The organism is Actinoplanes sp. OR16 (assembly GCF_004001265.1).
GTDB lineage: Bacteria > Actinomycetota > Actinomycetes > Mycobacteriales > Micromonosporaceae > Actinoplanes.
This window is the reverse complement of sequence record NZ_AP019371.1, coordinates 371,084-389,050: the sequence shown is the minus strand read 5'-3', so window position 1 is coordinate 389,050 and position 17,967 is coordinate 371,084. Positions and strand designations below refer to the sequence as shown.

Sequence of the window (17,967 nt, the reverse complement as noted above, 5' to 3'; positions counted from 1 at the left end):
GACGACCTTTCTCAGATCTTCGGCTGTACCGGAGGCTCGGCGGGACGGCCGCCGAGATAGAGCTCCCCGAGCTGTGGATCGTTCAAAAGCTCCTGTGCAGGCCCGGAGATGTGCACGCGCCCGAGATCGAGCACGCACCCGAGGTCGGCGGTCTCCAGCGCGCGGCGGGCGTTCTGCTCGACGAGCAGCACCGCCGTGCCGGCGTCACGCATCCGCACGACCTGTTCGAACACCGTGCCGGTCGCCTTCGGGTCGAGACCCATCGACGGCTCGTCCAGCAGGACGACCTTCGGGTCGACCATGAGCGACCGGGCGAACTCCACCTGTTTCTGCTGCCCGCCGGAGAGCAGACCGGCGAGCGATCCCCAGCGGTCGGCGACCACCGGGAAGACCTCTTTCACGAAAGCCACGCGTTTCGCCACGAACGACGGGTCGCGCACCGTGTACGCGCCGAGCAGCACGTTCTCCTCGACGGTCATCTCGCGGAAGACGCTGTGCCCCTGGAGCACCAGGGAGACTCCCGCAGCGAGCATGGCCTGCGGGCCCCGGCCGGTGACGTCCGCGTCGCCGACGAGCACCTTCCCGTCCCGCGGTTTGAGCAGGCCACCGGCCACTTTCAGCACGGTGGACTTGCCGGCGCCGTTCGGCCCGACCAGACAGACGATCTTCCCGGCCGGCACCTCGACGGAGAAGCCGCGGAGAACCGGCGCCGCCCGGCCGTAGCCGGCGACGATGCCCGAGAGGGAGAGTTCAGACGCCAAGGTATGCCCCCAGAACGCGTTCGTCCTTCTGGATCGCCGAGGGAGGGCCGGAGGCGATCGGCCGGCCGCGGTCGAAGACCACGATGTGGTCGCTGATGCTCATGACCAGGTCCATGTTGTGCTCGACGATCACGAAGGTGCGGCCCTCCGCGTTCAGCTCACGGACCAGCACACCGATCCGGTCGAGCAGCGCCGGGTTCACCCCGCCGGCCGGTTCGTCGAGCAGCACCGTCGCCGGCTCCGCCATCAGCACGCCCGCCAGTTCGAGGAGTTTCTGCTGGCCCCAGGACATGTCACGGGCCTCGCTGGCGGCCAGGTGCTCGATGCCGAGCCGGGTCAGCCAGCTCATCGCCCGGTCGATCTCGCTGCGGCGCTTCGCCCCTCGCAGACCCCCGATCAACCCCTTCGGTTGTACGGCGGCGAGCACGTTCTCCACGGCCGTCATCCGAGGGAAGGTCCGGCACAGCTGAAAGGTGCGGCCCAGGCCGTGCCGGGCGATCCGGTGCGGTGCCTTGCCGGTGATGTCCTTGCCGGCATAGCTCACGACGCCGCTGTCCGGTTTGATCATGCCGGTCACGCAGTTGAAGAACGTCGTCTTGCCCGAGCCGTTCGGCCCGATCAGCGCGTTCACCTTGCCGTGCTGGAACTCGACGGTGGCGCCGTCGAGGGCGGTCACCCCGCCGAAGCCCTTGCGGAGGTCGGTGGTGGACAGCGAGGTCATCGGGTGGCCCCTTTCGCCTCGGCGAGCCGCTGCTCGCGCAGTTCGGCGGCGGTGACCTCGCGGATCGACGACCGCTCGGTGCGATCGAAGCGTTTCCAGAGGTCGCCGATCGCCGGCAGGATGCCGTCCGGCATGAAGAGCACCACGAGCGCCAGCAGCAGGCCGGTCGCGACCAGATGCAGCGGGGTGTCGCCGTACTCGACCTTGAAGTACTCCAGCGCGACACCCACGATGATCGCGCCGGTGACCGGCCCGAACAGCTGCCGCACCCCGCCCAGCAGCGCCATCAGCACCAGGTAGGAGCCGGTGAGGATGGAGAACTGGAAGACCGGGTCGAGGTCGCCGAACCAGAGCGCGTACATCCCGCCGGCCAGCGCGGTGAAGCCGGCCGAGACGACGAAGACGATCAGCTTGTACGCGAAGGTGGCCGTGCCGAGAGCCTCCGCCTTGTCCTCGTCCTCCCGGATCGACTTGAGACCCAGGCCGAACCGGGATCGGTCGATCAGCCACCAGGCCAGCAGCGCCACCGCGAGCAGCGCGGCGAACAGGTAGTAGAAGACCCGGTGGTGCTCCGGCCGGGTCAGGTCGAACGGCCGGGGGACGACCAGGCCGCGTGACCCGCCGGTGACCGAGGCCCAGCTCTGGAAGACGAGCAGCAGGATGAGCACGAGGGAGATGGAGACGATCACGAAGCTCGCCCCTCGTACCCGCAAGGCGGCGAAGCCGATCGGAACCGCGAGTGCGGCGACCAGCCCGGCCCCCACGAAGAGCGCGAGGAAGGGCGGAAGCCCGCCCTTCGCCACCAGCAGACCGGTGCCGTAGGCGCCCAGGCCGGCCAGCGCGCCGTGGCCGAGCGAGATGTAGCCGGTGAAGCCGCCCACGAAGTTCCACGAGGTGGAGAGCACCGCGTAGTTGAGCACCAGCACGCCGGCCGAGAGGATGTAGGGGTTCGGCGCGATGCTCGGGAAGGCCAGGATCGCCACCGCGAGCAGGACCACCGCGCCGATCTTCAGAACTCTAGAAGCGCTGGGCAAGACGGCCTCCGAAGAATCCCTGTGGCCGGATCGCGAGCGTGGCGAAGAGCGCGACGTAGAAGACCGTCTGCGCCCACGTGGTGCCGAGCGGGATCTGGAGCAGGCTCTGCGCCATCCCGAGCACCAGCGCCGCGATCGCCGCGCCCGGCACACTGCCCAGCCCGCCGACTACGATGATCGCCATGAGCGGGCCGATCCAGTGCCAGTGCAACGAGGGGTAGATGGTGGTGTCCAGCGACAGCGCGGTGCCGCCGATCGCCGCGGTGGCCAGCCCGATGCCGAAGCCGAAACCGGCCACCTTGTCGGTGTCGATGCCGAGCAGCCGGGCCGCGTCCCGGTGCTGGATGGTCGCGCGCAGCGCCCGGCCGAAGCGGGTGCGCTTCATCAGCAGGTAGAGCGCGCTGAGCGCGACCACGGCGAGGACGAACGCGATGAGCTTGACCACCGCGATCCGCGCACCGAACACCTCGATGCTCGCGGAGCCGTACCCGAGGTTGATGCGCCGCTGCGTGCCGGTGAACGCGTAGCCGAGCAGCCCCTCGATGAGCAGCGCGATGGCGAACGTCAGCAGCACCGACATCATGGTCAGGGTGGCCGGCCGTAACCGGGTGAGCAGGAGCCGCTGCAGCAGGACACCGGCGCCGAAGAACAGCGGGACGGTGACGATCATCGAGAGCAGCGGGTCGATGCCGGCCCGTTCGTGCAGGTACCAGGCCAGGTAGGCGGCGAGGATGAGGAACGCCGAGTGGGCGATCATCACGACCCGCATGATGCCGAAGTAGAGGGTCAGTCCCGAGGCGAGCAGGGCGTAGAGACCGCCCAGCAGCAGACCCAGGAGGACACTCTGGAACAGCAGCGCACCGGATGGCATCAGCGCATCACCAGGCCGGCTTCGGGTAGACGAACTCGGCCTCCTTGACCGGCGCCGGCAGGACGATCTTGATGTCGTCGTCGATCCACTGCTGGATCATGTGGGCGCCCTTCGGCTTGCCGGTCTCGTCCCAGGTCAGCGGTCCGACCACGGTCTGCACCTCGTTGGCGCGCACCCAGTCGACGAGCTTCTGCTGGCACTCGCCCTGCTCGGCACAGCCCACCGCGGTGACCGCGGCGGCCACCACCTGGCCGGTGGTGTAGCCGTTGGCCTGGTCCTCCTCCGGCGCCTTGCCGTTGGCGGCCGTGTACTTCTCGACGAACTCCTTGTTGCTCTCGTACGGTGCGTCCTGGCTGTAGCCGGTCGGCGAGAGCACGCCCGCGGTCTTGTTGCCGATCGCCGAGGCGAACTCCGGGTTCGTCGGCGCGGTCGAGAACGCGGCCAGCTTCGGCTGGTAGCCCAGCTGCTGGAGGGCCACGATCAGGTTGACGCCGTCCTGGTACTGCGAGCCGCCGACCAGCACGTCCGCCTTCGAGTCGGCGATCTTGGCGGCGATTCCGCTGAAGTCGGTGGTGTTCGGCGGGTAGACCTCGTCCACCACCGTCTTGATGCCACCGGCCTCCAGCTTCTCCTTGAGGCCGTACGCCGTGCCCTGCGCGAACGGGTCGTCCATCGCCGCGTAGGCCGCGGTCTTGGGCCGCTGGTCGGCCGGCATCGCCAGGATGTGCTCGGCGAGGTAGTTGTAGTGGTCGTTCGCCACCGCGGGGGCGGCGTAGAAGAGGTTCTTGAAGCCCTGCTCGAAGACCTCCTTCGCGGCGCCGGCCGGCTCGACGAAGAGCATGCCGTACTCCTCGGCGACGCGCGCCGAGGGAACCACGAGACGGGTCGAGAACGGGCCGAAGACCAGGTCGACCTCGTCCTTGCCGATCAGTTGCTCGTAGTCGGCGACGACCCGGTCCGCATTGGACTGGTCGTCGAGGATCTTGAGTTCCACCGGGCGCCCGAGCAGGCCGCCCTTCTCGTTGATTATCTTCTGCCAGGCCTCGTAGCCCTGCTGGACACCCTTGCCCGGCTCGGAGAAGTCGCCGGTGAGCGGCAGCGAGACGCCGATGACGATCGGATCGTCGGCGTTGCCGCCGCTGTCGCCACCGTCGTCGCCGCCACAGGCGCCGAGTGTGAGAATCAAGGTCGCAGCCAGGGCATATGCGGAGAGTCGTGCGCGGTGAGAAGTGGTCGGCATCCTCGGACGTCCCTTCGTGCCGAGTACGAAAGCGCTTCCGTAAGCGCTTGCGTACTCTATGCTGTGACATCAATCACGGGCAATAGCTTGGGAGTTAACGATGCCGAAACCGGGCCCCGGGCTGCGCCTCATCGACGTCGCCCAACGGGCGGGAGTCTCGCTGGCCACGGCCTCGCGGGCACTCGCCGGACGCGAGGGCGTGAGCGAGGAGGTCGCCAATCGCGTTCGCCAGGTGTCGGCCGAGCTCGGGTACGTCGCGAACCCCTACGCGCGCACCCTGGCCGGCGGAAACAGCTCGACCGTGGGCCTGATCGTGCACCAGATCGACGACCCGTACTTCTCCGAGATCGCCGGCGGTGTCATCCAGCTCGCCGGTGAGCAGGGCCTGCTCGTGCAGATCTGCCACTCCGGCCGGGACCCCGAACACGAGCTGCGCCAGATCCGGAACCTGATCGCCCAGCGGGTCGGGATCATCATCGTGGCCGGTTCCGGGTACGGCGACCCGCGGATGGAGGCCGAGGCGCGCACGGTGCTGTCCGGGTATCAGCAGGGCGGCGGCCGGGTCGCGGTGATCGGCCGGCACGCGCTCGGCGCCGACGCGGTCCTCCCCGACAACGAGGCCGGCGGCCACGCGCTCGGTTCCCATCTGCTCGAACTCGGCCATCGCAGGATCGCCCTGGTCGCCGGCACCCCGGAACTGAACACCGTGATCGACCGGATGGCCGGTGTCGCGGCGGCGCTGCGATCCTTCGGCCTCTCCATCGAGGACATGCCGATCGTGCACACCGACTTCGTCCGCGAGGGCGGCCGGATCGCCACCGAGAAGATCCTCGCCGAGCACCCGGACACCACGGCGATCATCGCTCTCAACGACGCCATGGCGATGGGCGTCCTCGCCGTCCTGCGCGAACGGGGCATCCCGGTCCCGCAGCGGATGTCAGTGGTCGGCTTCGACGACGTCTCGGTCGCCGGCGACCTGGCGCCCAGCCTCACCACGATCCGCCTGCCGATGACCGACATGGGCCGGATGGCCCTGGAACTGGCCCTGAAACCCCTGGCCACCCGCCCCCGCCGCCGGGCGACAGGCCAGCGACTCATCATCCGGGACTCCACCGGACCGGCTTCGTGAGTCTTCCGCGGACACTCCGGCCGCGGACACTCACAGGCCCTGGGGAAGCTCCCCGCCGCTCAGCCCGTGCCGCCGGATCGCGGCCGATCCGGCCGGATCGCGGATCACGAGCAGGTCCAGCAGCCGATCGGCGGCGCCGTAGCTGCCGGCGTGCACCTCGGCGATCAATTCCGTCCAGCGCCCCTGGTGGGCGAGCAGGTCGACCAGCCGGCCCGCGGCGAAGAAGTCACCGTCGTCGGCCAGCTCGCGCAGCCGGCCGGGGTTCCGGACGGCGAGCACGTCGAGCAGCAGGAAGTCGTCGGTCGCACCCTGCTCGGTGCGGGCCTGCAACGCGGCGAACTCGCCCCGGTCGGCGAGCCGCCGGTTCATCTCCTCGACCGCCTCCCGGTCGCCCTCGTCGGCCCGGCGGGCGAGGTCGTCGATCCGGCCGGTCCGGTTCAGCAACGAGGCCAGCCGCCGCCGGGCGATGAGATCGCCGGCGTCGGCCCGGGCGACCAGGTCCTCCCGCCGTCCCTGCCGGGCCAGCAGGTCGGCGAGGACGGTGGCCGCCTGGAAGTCGCCGGCATCGGCACGCTGCGCCAGCACGTCGTGCCGCCCGTGTTCGGCGAGATGGCGGACGAGCCGGTCGGCGGCCGTCAGGTCGCCCCGGTCCGCCCGGGCGCTGACCTCGTCGACCAGCCCGCGGGCGAGCCACCGCTCGGCGAGGACGGCCGCCGCGACATCGTCGCCGCTGTCGGCCCGGGCGGCGATCCCCTCGTCGTTCTCCTGCCGGACGAACACCCGGAGCAGCTGGAACTGAGCAGCGGTGTCCCCGGCTCCGGCGTGCTCGGCGAGCCCGGCGAGGTCCTCGCGCAGGGTCAGCAACCGGACGAGGTGTGCCTGCGCGGCCTGGTCGCCGTCGCCGGCGCGCCGGCGTACCTCCGCGGAGTGGCCTCGCCGGGTCAGCAGTTGGGCCAGCCGGGTCCCGGCGAACCAGTCACCGCTGCCGGCGCGGCCGGCGAGCTCGGCCAGGGAACCCCGATCACTCAGCCACGCGGCGAGGTCCTGCTGGGCCTCCCCGTCGCCGGCGTCCGCCCGGTCGCGCAGGCCGGCGGGCTCGGCGGCGGACCGGCGGGACCGCAGCTCCGCGAGACGGGCCCGGCACGCGAAGTCGCCGCTGTCCGCCCGCCGGTTCAGCTCGGCGATGTCATCGCGGTCGGCCAGGACGGCGGCCAGGTGATAGCTCGCCATCGAGTCGCCCGCCGCAGCCCGCTCCGCCAGCTCGGCGACGTCGCCCAGGTCGCCGAGCGCCGCCGCGAGGGCGTAGGAGATGTGCACGCCGCTGCCGTCGGCCCGTTTCCGCAGCTCCGCCAGGCTCAGTGAGGCGAACGTCGGGTCGTCGTGGAGCAACAGATCCATGGGCGGGTCGCCCGGGTCGGCGCCGGGGTCGCCGACCGGTTCGCCACGGTCGGCGAGGATCTCCCGCAGGGTGCGGGCGGCTTCCTCGTCGCCGGTCTCGGCACGGCTCCGGATCGCCGCCAGATCGTCGCGGTGGAACAGCAACGTGGCGAGGCGCCGGCCCGCGACACGGTCGCCGCGGTCGGCGCGGTCCCGGAGCCGGTCCACGTCACCCCGGTACGCCAGCAGGTCAGCGAGCCGGTCGGCGGCGAAGAAGTCGCCGGCGTCGGCGCGTTCGGTGAGCGTCCCGAGATCACCCCGGTCGCTCAGCAGGGTGGCCAGCGAGGATGCGGCCCCGGAGTCGCCGTCGTCGGCGCGCCGGGTCAGAGCGCCGAGATCCACATCCGCGACCAGGACCGCGGCCAGCCGGTAGGACACCGCGTGGTCGCCGCCGGCGGCGAGGGATCGCAGGTCGTCCAGCCGGCCGAGCCGGATCAGCACCGTGGGCAGCTCGTGGGAGACACCGAAGTCGCCGGTCTGCTCCGACAGACGCTCCACGACGCCGTCGTCGAGGCGGAGGACGGCCAGCGCCTCGGTGGCGTCCGGATTGCCGAGGGCCTCGAGCCGTTCGTAGAAGCGGATCGCCTCGGTGAAGCGCAGCCGCAGCTCGGCGCTCTCGGCGAGGCCGGCGAGGTCGTCCTCGGGCGCGTGTTCGGCGAGGGCCTGCCAGGTCGCCGGCGGCAGGGGCAGGGTGCGGCGTTCGCGGGTGAGGCGCTGCAGGAGGTAGTCGGTCATCGTGTAGCCGAGGGAGGTACGCCGGTCGTCGCTGGTCAGCTGCAGCAGAGGAGCGGTGGCCTTATCCTGCCGCCGATCCCGGCTGGACAGCTCGGCCAGCGCCGCCGGGAACCAGCTGTCGTCCGGCCGCAGGTGGGTCAGATAGCCCCGCGCCGCGGCGGCCAGCAGCTCCGGGGTGAGCGGGGACTGGACGCCGGCCCGGCGGGCGTCGGCGGCGGCGTAGAGGACGGCGCGCTCGTCGTCGGTGGCGCGCTGGTAGCGGGCGACGATCTCGCGGGCGCCGGCGAGCGCCTCGGTCACGTTGTAGTCGCGGTCGGCGAGGGCCGTGGCGAGCCGGTCGTCGGCCGGGGCGAGGCGGTTCGCGTTCTCCCGCTCGGCCGCCGAGAAGGTGTCCAGCCGGATCTGGTGGACCCGGTGCCCGGTGAGGATGTCGAGGGCGGCCGGGAAACGGGGACGGCGGTCGTCCGGCTCGCCGGGTTCGGTGGAACGCAACGCGGTGGCGTGGTCCGGCCAGAGCGTGCCGACCACGACGACCGGATGCGGCGAGTCCAGCAGGGCCTCGATCGCCGAAGCGGTGATCGGCTCCGATCCCTCGCTCAGGTACGGGCCGGGCAGGAATCGTTGCAGCTCGTCGAGCCAGACGAGGAGCCCGCCTTCGACGGCGGCGGCCCGGTTCACGGCCGCGCCGTCGCCGAGCGCCGGGGCCAGGACACGGAATCCGGCGAGTTCGGTACGCGTGCTCTCGTACAGCAGGCGGGTCTTCCCGACGCAGGAGTTGCCCACCAGGATCAGGAATCCGCCGTCCGTCCGTGCCCGGCGCAGCCACTCACGGACGTGCTCGCCCTGATCGCGTTCGACGAAGACCGGCAGGCGCGGGTCGGGGCCGGCGGGCGGCCGCCGGAAGGGCCACCATCGGCGCGCCCGGGCCTGATCGGCCGCGGGCACGACGTCCGAGGCGGCGTGCACCCGCAGGGCCAGCGCCGACGTGGCCGGATCGTCGATGAGCGGCAGGTTCTTCGCCGGGCGGGTGAGCTCGCCGGCGGAGGGCGGGCGCCGGCCCTGCGACAGTCCGAACCAGACCGAGACGGCGAGCGAGATCAGGCCGGTCACCATGCTGACCACGCTGGCGACGCTGTCCTTGTCGCCGAGGCTCAGGCCGAGGAAGCCCTGGGCGCCGCCGAGCAGAACCGGCGCCAGCCACCAGCCGGCGACCCCGGCGGCGCCGGCCACGGCGAAGACGATCCACAGTGCACGGCTCCGCCGGGTGCGCGGCTGGGTCATCGGCAGACGGTAACCGGTCAGGCCGCCGTCAGCAGGTTCTGCTCGACCACCACCGGGACGGAGAGGGTCTTGTAGCCGACCGTGTCGAAGAGGACCGTCATCCGCTCCTCCTCGTAGTTCATCACCATGCCGGTGCCCCACTCGCCGTGCCGGACGTGGCTGTGCACCGGGAACGGGCCCTCCTCCTCGGCCGCGTCGACTTCGGCGGCGCTGCCGTCGGCGCAGTTGTCGCAGTGGCCGCACTGGCGCTGGATGTCCTCGCCGAAGTAGGCGAGCAGCGTCTCCGTCCGGCACTGCCGGGATTGTGCGAAGGCGCGCATCATGTCAGTTCGCGTCTTCATGACCGCCTGCTGGCGCTCGTGCTCGGCGACGGCAGCCTCGGCCGCGGCGGGCGGGAGCGGCGCGCGGGCCGGGACCGAGAGCTTGTTGCCGGCGCCGGTCCGCACCGCGCCCACCTGTTCCAGCAGGCCCAGCAGCTGGCCGATCTTGCGCGGGCCCAGGCCGGTCGCCTTCTGCAGCGCGGTCTTCGTCTGCGGGCCCTTGTGCAGCTCGGCGGCGAGAGCGGTCAGTTCCTCGACGTCCGGCGAGCCGCCGGTGAAGAAGCGCTGCAGGGCCTCGTCCTCGGAGCGCCAGAGCAGCACGGTCCGGCCCGGTTCGCCGTCCCGCCCGGCCCGGCCGATCTCCTGGAAGTAGCTGTCCGGCGAGTCCGGCAGCGCCACGTGCGCCACCCAGCGGATGTTCGGCTTGTCGATGCCCATGCCGAACGCCGACGTCGCGACCATGATGTCGATCTTGTCGTCGCTGAAGTCGCGGTGCCGCTGCTCGCGGATCCCGGAGGCCATGCCGCCGTGGTAGAACTCGGCGTCGTACCCGGCCTCGGTGAGTTTGCCGGCCAGCTCCTCGGCGCTGCGCCGGGTCGGCACGTAGATGATGCCGGGCCGCTGCTCGGCGTCGAGCATCGCGGTGAGCCGCCGCCACCGGTAGGCCTCGTCCGGGCAGTACGCCACCTCCAGGAAGAGGTTGCGCCGGTCCAGCCCGGACACGTGGATCTCCGGGTTCTTCAGGTGCAGGCGCTCGATGATGTCCTCGCGGACCGGCGGCGACGCGGTCGCGGTGAGCGCCAGGATCGGCGGGCGGCCGATCTGTTTGATCATCTCGCCGAGCGCGAGGTAGTCCGGCCGGAAGTCGTGTCCCCAGGCCGAGATGCAGTGCGCCTCGTCGACCGCCACGAGACCGGGCTTGAGGGCCCGCACCTCGGCGAGCCGGTCCGGGTCGCTCAGCTGCTCCGGGGTGATGAAGAGGAACTCGGCCCGGCCGGTCCGGATCTCCTCGATCGCCTCCCGCTGCTGGGCCGGCGTCTCGGCGGAGCTGACCCGGACCGCGCGGGTCTTCGGGTCGTCCCGCTCGTTGAGGGCGGCGATCTGGTCCTGCTGCAGGGCGAGCAGCGGCGAGATGACCACGGTCGGGCCGGGCAGCAGCACGGCCGGGATCTGGTAGATCGCCGACTTGCCGGCACCGGTCGGCAGGACCACCAGCGCGTCCTTCCGGCGCAGCACCGCACGCATCGGCTTGAACTGGCCCGGCCGCAGCGACGGCCATCCGAAGTGGTTGCGGGCGACCTTGCGCAGCCGGGGCCCGTAGATGGGGAGCTTCATCAGAGTTTCGGCAGGATCTGCGAGGCGTACATGTCGAAGAGCCCCTGGGAGTTCGGGCCGGTGTTGCCGACGTAGATCTCGTCGAATCCGGCGTCGGCGTACTTGCGGATCATCTCGAGGTGGGCCTCCGGGTCGTTGCCGCAGACGAAGGCGTCGTCCATCATCTCCGGCGTCACCAACTGCGATGCCTGTTCGAAGTGCTTCGGCGAGGGCAGCACCTGGGAGAGCTCACCGGGCACGCCGGCATTGGGCCATTTCTCGTACGCGAGGAGCCGCCCCTCGTCGGTGCTGGCGGCGAAGGCGGCCTTGAAGGCGCCCTGTGCGGGTTTGCCCGTGCCGCCGGTCTCGCGGAACTTCGCGACCAGGTCGCCGTCCGGCATGACGCTGACGTAGCCGTCGCCGATCCGCCCGGCCACCTCGGTCGACTTCGGCCCGAACCCGGAGATGTGGATCTCGACGGGCCGGTCCGGGAGCGTGTAGATCCGGGCGTTCTCCACGGTGTAGTGCTTGCCGTGGTGCGAGAACGTGCCGCCGGCCCAGAGGCCCCGCATGATCTCGACGGCCTCCTCCAGCATCTCCAGCCGGACGTCCTCCTCGGGCCAGGCGTCGCCGAAGATGTGCTCGTTGAGCGCCTCGCCGGTGCCGATCCCGAGCCGGAACCGCCCGCCGGTCAGCACCGCGCTGGTCGCGGCGGCCTGGGCGATCACGGCCGGATGGATGCGGACGGTCGGGCAGGTCACCGCGGTGGTGATCTCCAGCTTGGTGGCCTGGCTGAGCGCCCCGATCATCGACCAGACGAAGGCGCTGTGCCCCTGGGCGTCCACCCACGGGTGATAGTGGTCCGAGATCCACAGGCTCTGGAAGCCGGCGCGCTCCGCGCCCTTCGCCTGCTCGATCAGCTCGGCGGGCGAGAACTCCTCGCTCGACAGGAAGTATCCGATGCGCATGCGCGGCCCGTTACCCCTATTTGCCCCCGAACATGCGGCGGATGGCCCAGAGCAGGAACAAGACGGCCAGAGCGATGCCGAGCAGACGGACCGCGTGGATCTCGGACCAGTCGACGCCGGTCGCCGCGAGGGGGGTGTTCGGCACCCCGGCAGTTTACCGGGACGGTGCCCACAGCTAATAGAAAGGTTTGTTGACTAATATCGGATCGAGTGTGAGCATAGGTCCCCGGACAAGGGGAACGTTCACATAGACGTTCGTGAATGCATCGGAGGTACGGGGGCGTATGTCCATTCACGGCGAATTGCCGGAACTCGCCGCTGCTGTCCTGCAGCCGGGATTTGTCGGCACGTCCGCTCCGGACTGGGTCCGCCGGTGGCTCGGCAACGGGCTGGGAGGCGTCGCCCTCTTCGCCCGCAACGTCGAGTCGGCGGCCCAGGTGGCGGCACTCACCGCGCAGCTGCGGGCCGAGCAGCCCGACGTGATCGTGGCCATCGACGAGGAGGCCGGCGACGTCACCCGGTTCGAGTCGCGGCTCGGCAGCTCACGTCCGGGCAACCTGGCCCTCGGCGCGATCGACGATCCGGAGCTGACCGAGGCGGTGGCCCGGGACCTGGGCCGCGACCTGGCCGACGCCGGGATCACCCTCGACTACGCGCCGGACGCGGACGTCAACAACAACCCGGCCAACCCGGTCATCGGCGTCCGCGCGTTCGGCGCCGAGCCGCGGCTCGCGGCCCGGCACACCGCCGCCTTCATCCGCGGCCTGCAGGACTCCGGGGTGGCCGGCTGCGCCAAGCACTTCCCCGGTCACGGCGACACCAGCGTCGACTCGCACCACGACGTGCCGCTGATCGCGCGGAGCCGGGCCGAGCTCGAAGAGGTCGAACTCGTGCCGTTCCGGGCCGCGATCGCCGCCGGTGCCAAGTCGGTGATGACCGGCCACCTGCTCGTTCCCGCGTACGACGACGAGCTGCCGGCCACCCTGAGCCGCCGCATCCTGACCGGCCTGCTCCGCGAGGAACTCGGCTTCGACGGCCTGATCGTCACCGACGGCATCGAGATGCAGGGCGTCCGGCGGCGGTACGGCCTGGCCGGCGCCGCGGTCCGCGCGCTGGCCGCCGGTGTCGACGCGATCTGCGTCGGTGGCGACCACGCCGACGAGCAGACCGCGATCGAGCTGCGCGACGCCATCGTGACCGCCGTCCGCAGTGGCGACCTGGCCGAGGAACGCCTGCGCGACGCCGTCGCCCGGGTCCGCGCCCTGGCCGCGTGGACCACCGGCAGGCAGACCGAGACCGGCGCCCGTGCCATCGCCGACGCCGCCGCCCAGCCCGGGGTGACCGCCCTCGCGGCGCCCGCGAGCCGCGGCTCGGCCGTCGGGTTCGCGGCTGCCCGCCGTGCCATCCGGGTGACCCTCGCGGACGGCGGACCCGAGCTGCCGGTCCGCAGCGCCCCGCACGTGGTCGAGTTCGCCCCGGCCCGGAACATCGCGATCGGCAGCGAGACCCCCTGGGGCCTCGGCGCGCCGCTCGCCGGCCTGCTGCCCGGCACCACCGCGGACCGGCTGACCGCCGAGGACCTGGACGGCGTCGCCGACCGGGCCGGCGCAGTGCTGGCCGGCGCCGGTGACCGCCCGCTCGTGCTGGTGGTCCGGGACGTGCACCGGCACCCGTGGATCGCCGAGACCCTGACCGCGGTCCTCCGGGTGCGCCCGGACGCCATCGTCGTGGAGATGGGCATCCCGGTCGAGGTCGCCGGTGGCGTGCACATCGCCACGCACGGCGCCACCCGGGCGCTCGGCCAGGCCGCCGCCGAGATCATCGCCGGCGTGAACGTGCCCGAGCCCGCTCCGGAGCCGGTCGCCGCCTGACGGTCAGCCGTGCGAGACCAGGTCCGCGTACTCGGGGTGCTCGCCGATGTACTTGGCGAAGAACGGGCAGGAGGGAACGACCTTGCCGCCCCGCTCGCGGATCTGGTCCAGCGTCTGCCGGGCCAGTTCGCTCGCCAGCCCGCGGCCCTGCATCTCGGGCGCGGTCTCGGTGTGCAGGATGATCACCACGTCGCCACGGGTGTGGTAGACGGCCAGCGCGCCCACCTCGCCGTCGACCAGCAGCTCGAAGCGTCGGGCAGCGGTGTTGTCGCGTACTTGGTAGTCACTCACCCGCCCAGCTTAGGGTTGCGGGGTCCCCGTACCGTGAAAGGGTGTTGATCTTCATGCCTCGCCGCCGTCTCGCCGCCGCTGTCGCCTCGGCCGCGTTCGGGCTCGCCCTGCTGACCGGATGCAGCAGCGACAACGTCGACTGCAGCCTCGACCAGTGCACCGTCTCCATCGCGCGCGAGACGAACGCGAGCGCGAGCGTCCTCGGCGTGGAGGCGAAATTCATCAGCGCCGACCAGAACACGGTGACCCTGGAGGTCGCCGGCGAGCAGATCTCGCTGACCAAGGGCCAGCAGGCGGTCGAGGTCGGCGGCCTGCAGGTCTCGCTGGACAGCGTGACGAACGACGAGGTTCAGGTGCAGATCGCGCGGCAGTGACACGATAGCGCCATTCGCACACCGGGTTTGACGGAAGTCGCCGTCGGTCACATTGGGGCCATGTCCTCCACGACCTCGAACGTCAAATACCACGCGTCGCGTGCCGCTGAGAGCAAGCCTCTGGAGTACCTCGCCCGGGGAGGCTTCATCGGCTACGGCATCATCCACCTGCTCTTCGCCTGGATCGCGTTCCAGGTGGCCTTCGCCGGCTCCGGACAGGACAGTGACCAGTCCGGAGCCCTGCAGGAGCTGGCCGGGCACTCGTACGGCAAGACGCTGCTCGTCATCATCGCCATCGGCCTCGGCGCCATGGCGATCTGGCAGGCCTTCGAGGCGGTCATCGGGGAGAGCGGCCCGCGGAACCGCACCGCGATGGCCGAGCGCGTCCTCTCCGGCGCCCGCGCCCTCCTCTACACCTACCTCGGCTGGACCGCGGTCAAGGTGGTGCAGGGCTCGAACGCCTCGATGGGCGACAACAACGCGAGCATGACCGCCGGCGCGATGGACTCGACCGGTGGCCGCTGGCTCGTCGGCCTGATCGGCCTGGTCGTCCTCGGTATCGGCATCGGCATGGCCTACTACGGCTTCAAGCGCAAGTTCGTGAAGCACCTGAACACCGGCGAGATGCCGGCCAACTCCCGCGAGTCGATCATCAAGCTGGGCATGGCGGGCTACATGTCCAAGGGTGCCGCGTACGCCATCGCCGGTCTGCTCGTGGTCGTCGCCGCGGTGAACTACGACCCGGAGAAGGCCCGTGGCCTGGATGCCGCCCTGAAGACCCTCGCCGGTTACTCCTGGGGCGTCTGGGTGCTCGCGCTGATCGGCGCCGGCATCGCGTGCTTCGGCGTCTACTGCATCGCCCAGGCGAAGTACCGCAAGATCTAGAAGGACAAGATCTAGAAGGAAATACCCCGGCGGCAGATGTGAGCAATGTCTGACATCTGCCGTCCACGGTGTGCGGACAGCATCACGGGGCAAACTAGGGCGCTGGCACAGAACCCTACGCAGGAGGGAAAGGTCAGTGTCCAGCCTTCTGACCGCCGTTCTCGCCGTGGTCATAGCGGCGACCGCGACGATCGTGATCGACGAGATCGTGCACAAGATGGTCCGCCGGCTCGGCCGGCGCTCCCCGCTCGCCGCCGATCTCGCCCTGAAGGTCCGCCGCCCGTTCCTGGTGACGACGGTCCTGGTCGCGGTCCAGCAGACGATCCGGGTCTTCGCCGACGACTTCACGTTGCGAGCCGGCGTCATGCACGCCCTGGTGCTGCTCTGCATCGCCTCGTCGGCCTGGCTCGTCGCCTCGATCCTGCTCGTCTGTGAGGACGTCGCGCTCGCTAAGTGGCGCATCGACGTACCGGACAACCGCAAGCGCCGCCGGATCAAGACGCAGGTGGTGATGCTGCGCCGGGTCACCGTCGCGGCGATCGTGGTGATCTGCTTCGGCATCATGCTGATGACGTTCCCCGGCATCCGGGCGCTCGGCGCCAGCCTGCTCGCCTCGGCCGGCCTGCTCAGCGTCGTCGCGGCACTGGCCGCGCAGAGCACCCTCGGCAACGTCTTCGCCGGGATCCAGCTGGCGTTCAGCGACGCGATCCGGGTCGACGACGTGGTCGTGGTCGAGCAGGAGTGGGGCCGGATCGAGGAGATCACCCTGACCGTCGTGGTGGTGCAGATCTGGGACGACCGGCGGCTCATCCTGCCGACGTCCTACTTCACCACCAAACCGTTCCAGAACTGGACGCGGACCGGTTCGGCAGTGCTGGGCACCGCCGAGCTCGACGTGGACTGGTCGACGCCGATCGAGCCGCTCCGTGCCGAGCTGCAGCGCGTCTGCGAGGGCTCCGACCTCTGGGACCAGCGGGTCTGCGTGCTCCAGGTGACCCAGGCGACCGAGGGGATGATCCGGCTGCGGGCCCTGGTCAGCGCGAACGACGCCGGCGCGCTCTGGGATCTGCGCTGCGTCGTGCGCGAGCGGCTGGTCGCCTTCATCTGGGAGAACCAGCGCGACGCCCTGCCCCGGATGCGCGCCGAGCTCCGGCAGAGCGAGGCGGCGCCGTCGGCCCGCCGCGGCACCGCCCGCGTCTACGGTTCCGGCCCGGACACCACCTCGGAGCAGTCGAGGGTGTTCAGTGGCGGCGACGACGGCGACACCCGCGGCATCGTCTTCGGCGGCCCGGATCCCGCCGTGGTGTCGCGTAGCTGACCGGACTTCTTGCGTGATACCGCGAGGATTGAGGCGGTCGTGATCAGGGCATACCCCGAACACACGGAAAGGGGGAACACGATGGCCGATGTCTTGAACGGTTCCGCGGCGCAGCCCGCCGTCAACCAGCCCATCATCACCCAGCCGGCCGGCCGGCCGGTCGCTGAGCAGTCCACCAGCGAGCTGGTGCAGCGCGCGAGTGAGCAGCTCAGCAAGCTGGTGCGGGACGAGCTGACGCTGGCGAAGGCGGAGCTGGCGGAGAAGGGCAAGCATGCCGGGATCGGCGCGGGGCTGTTCGGTGGCGCGGGGGTGCTCGCCGGTTACGGCGTCGGCGCGCTCATCGCGACGCTGGTCATCGTGCTCGCGATCTGGCTTCCTCTCTGGGCCGCCGCGCTGATCATGACCGTGGTGTTGTTCGCGGTCGCCGGCGTGCTGGCGCTGCTGGGGAAGAAACAGGTGAGCCGAGCGGTTCCGCCGGAGCCCCAGGCAGCGATCGAGGGGCTCAAGGCCGATGTCGACGAAGTCAAGCAGGCGGTCAAGGAGCGTAGCCGGGCATGAGTGAGAACAACGGTTCCGCGGCGAAGCCGGATCTGGCGGTGCTGCGGGAGGAGATAAAGCAGACCCGTGCCGATCTCGGAGAGACGGTGCAGGCCCTGGCGGCCCGGGCGGACGTCAAGGCGCGTGCGCGGGAGCAGGTCGAGCAGACCCGCCAGCGGGTGCTGACCCAGGCACACGAGCTGACCGGCCGGGTCCGCAGCGCGGCCGTCTCGGCCACCGGGCACGTCAAGGACGCGGCTGCCGACCCGGCCGCCGAGGCGGAGCGGGTCCGCGCCAACCCGGCGCCGGCGCTGCTGGTCGCCGCCGGGGTGGCGGCGCTGGTCGGCATCATTCTGATCGTTCGGGGGAGGCGCTGATGGCGGGCAAGCTGGAGAAGGTCGCGTTGAAGCCGGTGAACATCGCGCTCGGCTTCGCGGCCGGCGCGCTCGCCGGGGCGCTCTTCAAGCAGGCGTGGAAGGTGGTCGCCGGTGACGACGACGCCCCGGACGCCGGCGACGAGGACCGCGGCTGGGGTGAGATCCTCGCGGCCGCTGCGATCCAGGGAGCGATCTTCGCGGTCGTGAAGGCCGCCGTCCACCGTGGTGGCGCGATCGGCACCCGCAGGCTGACGGGTCACTGGCCCGATTGAGAAGTTGTTACTAGATCAACTTCTGTATCGACAGGAGTCTTGTCGGTCCCCCGCTTCGTCACCGCGAAGTGGGGGACCTTTTCCATATCGGCCACCCATTATTGAGTCCCTTCCGGGGGCAGCTTTACGGACCCTTTCTCGGGTACAGTGTGGCCAGTTTTTGTGTACGTGGTTCGCTGCTTCCATCGACCACGGGACATCGCCTCAGCCGGGCGGGGTCACCGAGCCGAT

Annotated in this window: 18 protein-coding genes; 8 read left to right on the top strand and 10 right to left on the bottom strand. The window is 70.8% G+C overall.

Features of this window, described 5'->3' with window-relative positions:
* Positions 1-11: 11 nt before the first annotated feature.
* The 5 genes from EP757_RS01750 to EP757_RS01730 are packed head-to-tail and all read right to left on the bottom strand — an operon-like array spanning position 12 to position 4,573.
* Positions 12-761 carry an ABC transporter ATP-binding protein gene (locus EP757_RS01750; protein ID WP_127542457.1) on the bottom strand — a complete coding sequence of 250 codons (750 nt, stop codon included), beginning with the start codon at positions 759-761 and terminating at the stop codon, positions 12-14.
* Complete coding sequence (locus tag EP757_RS01745; RefSeq protein ID WP_127542456.1) at positions 751-1,482, bottom strand: ABC transporter ATP-binding protein; 732 nt, start codon at positions 1,480-1,482, stop codon at positions 751-753. The genes EP757_RS01750 and EP757_RS01745 overlap by 11 nt, the downstream gene beginning before the upstream one ends.
* Positions 1,479-2,516 carry a branched-chain amino acid ABC transporter permease gene (locus EP757_RS01740; protein ID WP_127542455.1) on the bottom strand — a complete coding sequence of 346 codons (1,038 nt, stop codon included), beginning with the start codon at positions 2,514-2,516 and terminating at the stop codon, positions 1,479-1,481. The genes EP757_RS01745 and EP757_RS01740 overlap by 4 nt, the downstream gene beginning before the upstream one ends.
* A complete protein-coding gene (locus EP757_RS01735) occupies positions 2,500-3,387 on the bottom strand; it encodes a branched-chain amino acid ABC transporter permease (protein WP_127542454.1) in 888 nt (295 codons plus the stop codon). Before EP757_RS01735 ends, EP757_RS01740 begins: the two co-directional genes overlap by 17 nt.
* Before the next feature lie 7 nt (positions 3,388-3,394).
* A complete protein-coding gene (locus tag EP757_RS01730; protein ID WP_127542453.1) occupies positions 3,395-4,573 on the bottom strand; it encodes an amino acid ABC transporter substrate-binding protein in 1,179 nt (392 codons plus the stop codon).
* Positions 4,574-4,727: 154 nt separating this feature from the next.
* Between EP757_RS01730 and EP757_RS01725 the strand changes: the two genes are divergently transcribed.
* A complete protein-coding gene (locus EP757_RS01725; RefSeq protein ID WP_127542452.1) occupies positions 4,728-5,756 on the top strand; it encodes a LacI family DNA-binding transcriptional regulator in 1,029 nt (342 codons plus the stop codon).
* 30 nt (positions 5,757-5,786) lie between these two features.
* Here the strand turns inward: EP757_RS01725 and EP757_RS01720 are convergent, their stop codons facing one another.
* The 4 genes from EP757_RS01720 to EP757_RS44415 are packed head-to-tail and all read right to left on the bottom strand — an operon-like array spanning position 5,787 to position 11,956.
* On the bottom strand, positions 5,787-9,209 hold the full coding sequence (locus tag EP757_RS01720) for a hypothetical protein (RefSeq protein ID WP_127542451.1): 3,423 nt from the start codon (positions 9,207-9,209) through the stop codon (positions 5,787-5,789).
* 17 nt (positions 9,210-9,226) lie between these two features.
* Positions 9,227-10,864 carry an ATP-dependent DNA helicase RecQ gene (locus EP757_RS01715; RefSeq protein ID WP_127542450.1) on the bottom strand — a complete coding sequence of 546 codons (1,638 nt, stop codon included), beginning with the start codon at positions 10,862-10,864 and terminating at the stop codon, positions 9,227-9,229.
* Positions 10,864-11,811 carry a TIGR03557 family F420-dependent LLM class oxidoreductase gene (locus EP757_RS01710; RefSeq protein ID WP_127542449.1) on the bottom strand — a complete coding sequence of 316 codons (948 nt, stop codon included), beginning with the start codon at positions 11,809-11,811 and terminating at the stop codon, positions 10,864-10,866. Before EP757_RS01710 ends, EP757_RS01715 begins: the two co-directional genes overlap by 1 nt.
* 16 nt (positions 11,812-11,827) lie before the next feature.
* Positions 11,828-11,956 carry a hypothetical protein gene (locus EP757_RS44415; protein WP_255435397.1) on the bottom strand — a complete coding sequence of 43 codons (129 nt, stop codon included), beginning with the start codon at positions 11,954-11,956 and terminating at the stop codon, positions 11,828-11,830.
* A 139-nt stretch (positions 11,957-12,095) separates the two neighbouring features.
* Here EP757_RS44415 and EP757_RS01705 point away from each other — a divergent pair, with 139 nt between their 5' ends.
* Positions 12,096-13,682: a glycoside hydrolase family 3 protein gene (locus tag EP757_RS01705; RefSeq protein ID WP_127542448.1), complete on the top strand. Its 1,587-nt coding sequence runs from the start codon at positions 12,096-12,098 to the stop codon at positions 13,680-13,682.
* 3 nt (positions 13,683-13,685) lie between these two features.
* Here EP757_RS01705 and EP757_RS01700 read toward each other — a convergent pair whose 3' ends face one another.
* Positions 13,686-13,973, bottom strand: a complete 288-nt coding sequence (locus tag EP757_RS01700) for a GNAT family N-acetyltransferase (RefSeq protein WP_127542447.1) — start codon at positions 13,971-13,973, stop codon at positions 13,686-13,688.
* Between the two features lie 53 nt (positions 13,974-14,026).
* Here EP757_RS01700 and EP757_RS01695 point away from each other — a divergent pair, with 53 nt between their 5' ends.
* The 6 genes from EP757_RS01695 to EP757_RS01670 all read left to right on the top strand — a co-directional run bounded on the left by EP757_RS01695 (position 14,027) and on the right by EP757_RS01670 (position 17,736).
* A complete protein-coding gene (locus EP757_RS01695; RefSeq protein ID WP_127554037.1) occupies positions 14,027-14,347 on the top strand; it encodes a hypothetical protein in 321 nt (106 codons plus the stop codon).
* 60 nt (positions 14,348-14,407) lie between these two features.
* Entirely contained in the window at positions 14,408-15,232 is an 825-nt protein-coding gene (locus EP757_RS01690; RefSeq protein WP_127542446.1) for a DUF1206 domain-containing protein, read from the top strand.
* Positions 15,233-15,368: 136 nt separating this feature from the next.
* The gene (locus EP757_RS01685; protein ID WP_174262324.1) at positions 15,369-16,550 is read left to right on the top strand and encodes a mechanosensitive ion channel family protein; all 1,182 of its coding nucleotides are present in this window, start codon (positions 15,369-15,371) and stop codon (positions 16,548-16,550) included.
* Between the two features lie 81 nt (positions 16,551-16,631).
* On the top strand, positions 16,632-17,108 hold the full coding sequence (locus EP757_RS01680) for a phage holin family protein (protein WP_127542445.1): 477 nt from the start codon (positions 16,632-16,634) through the stop codon (positions 17,106-17,108).
* On the top strand, positions 17,105-17,464 hold the full coding sequence (locus tag EP757_RS01675) for a DUF3618 domain-containing protein (protein WP_127542444.1): 360 nt from the start codon (positions 17,105-17,107) through the stop codon (positions 17,462-17,464). The genes EP757_RS01680 and EP757_RS01675 overlap by 4 nt, the downstream gene beginning before the upstream one ends.
* Positions 17,464-17,736, top strand: a complete 273-nt coding sequence (locus tag EP757_RS01670) for a DUF4235 domain-containing protein (protein WP_127542443.1) — start codon at positions 17,464-17,466, stop codon at positions 17,734-17,736. The genes EP757_RS01675 and EP757_RS01670 overlap by 1 nt, the downstream gene beginning before the upstream one ends.
* The last annotated feature ends 231 nt before the right edge of the window (positions 17,737-17,967 follow it).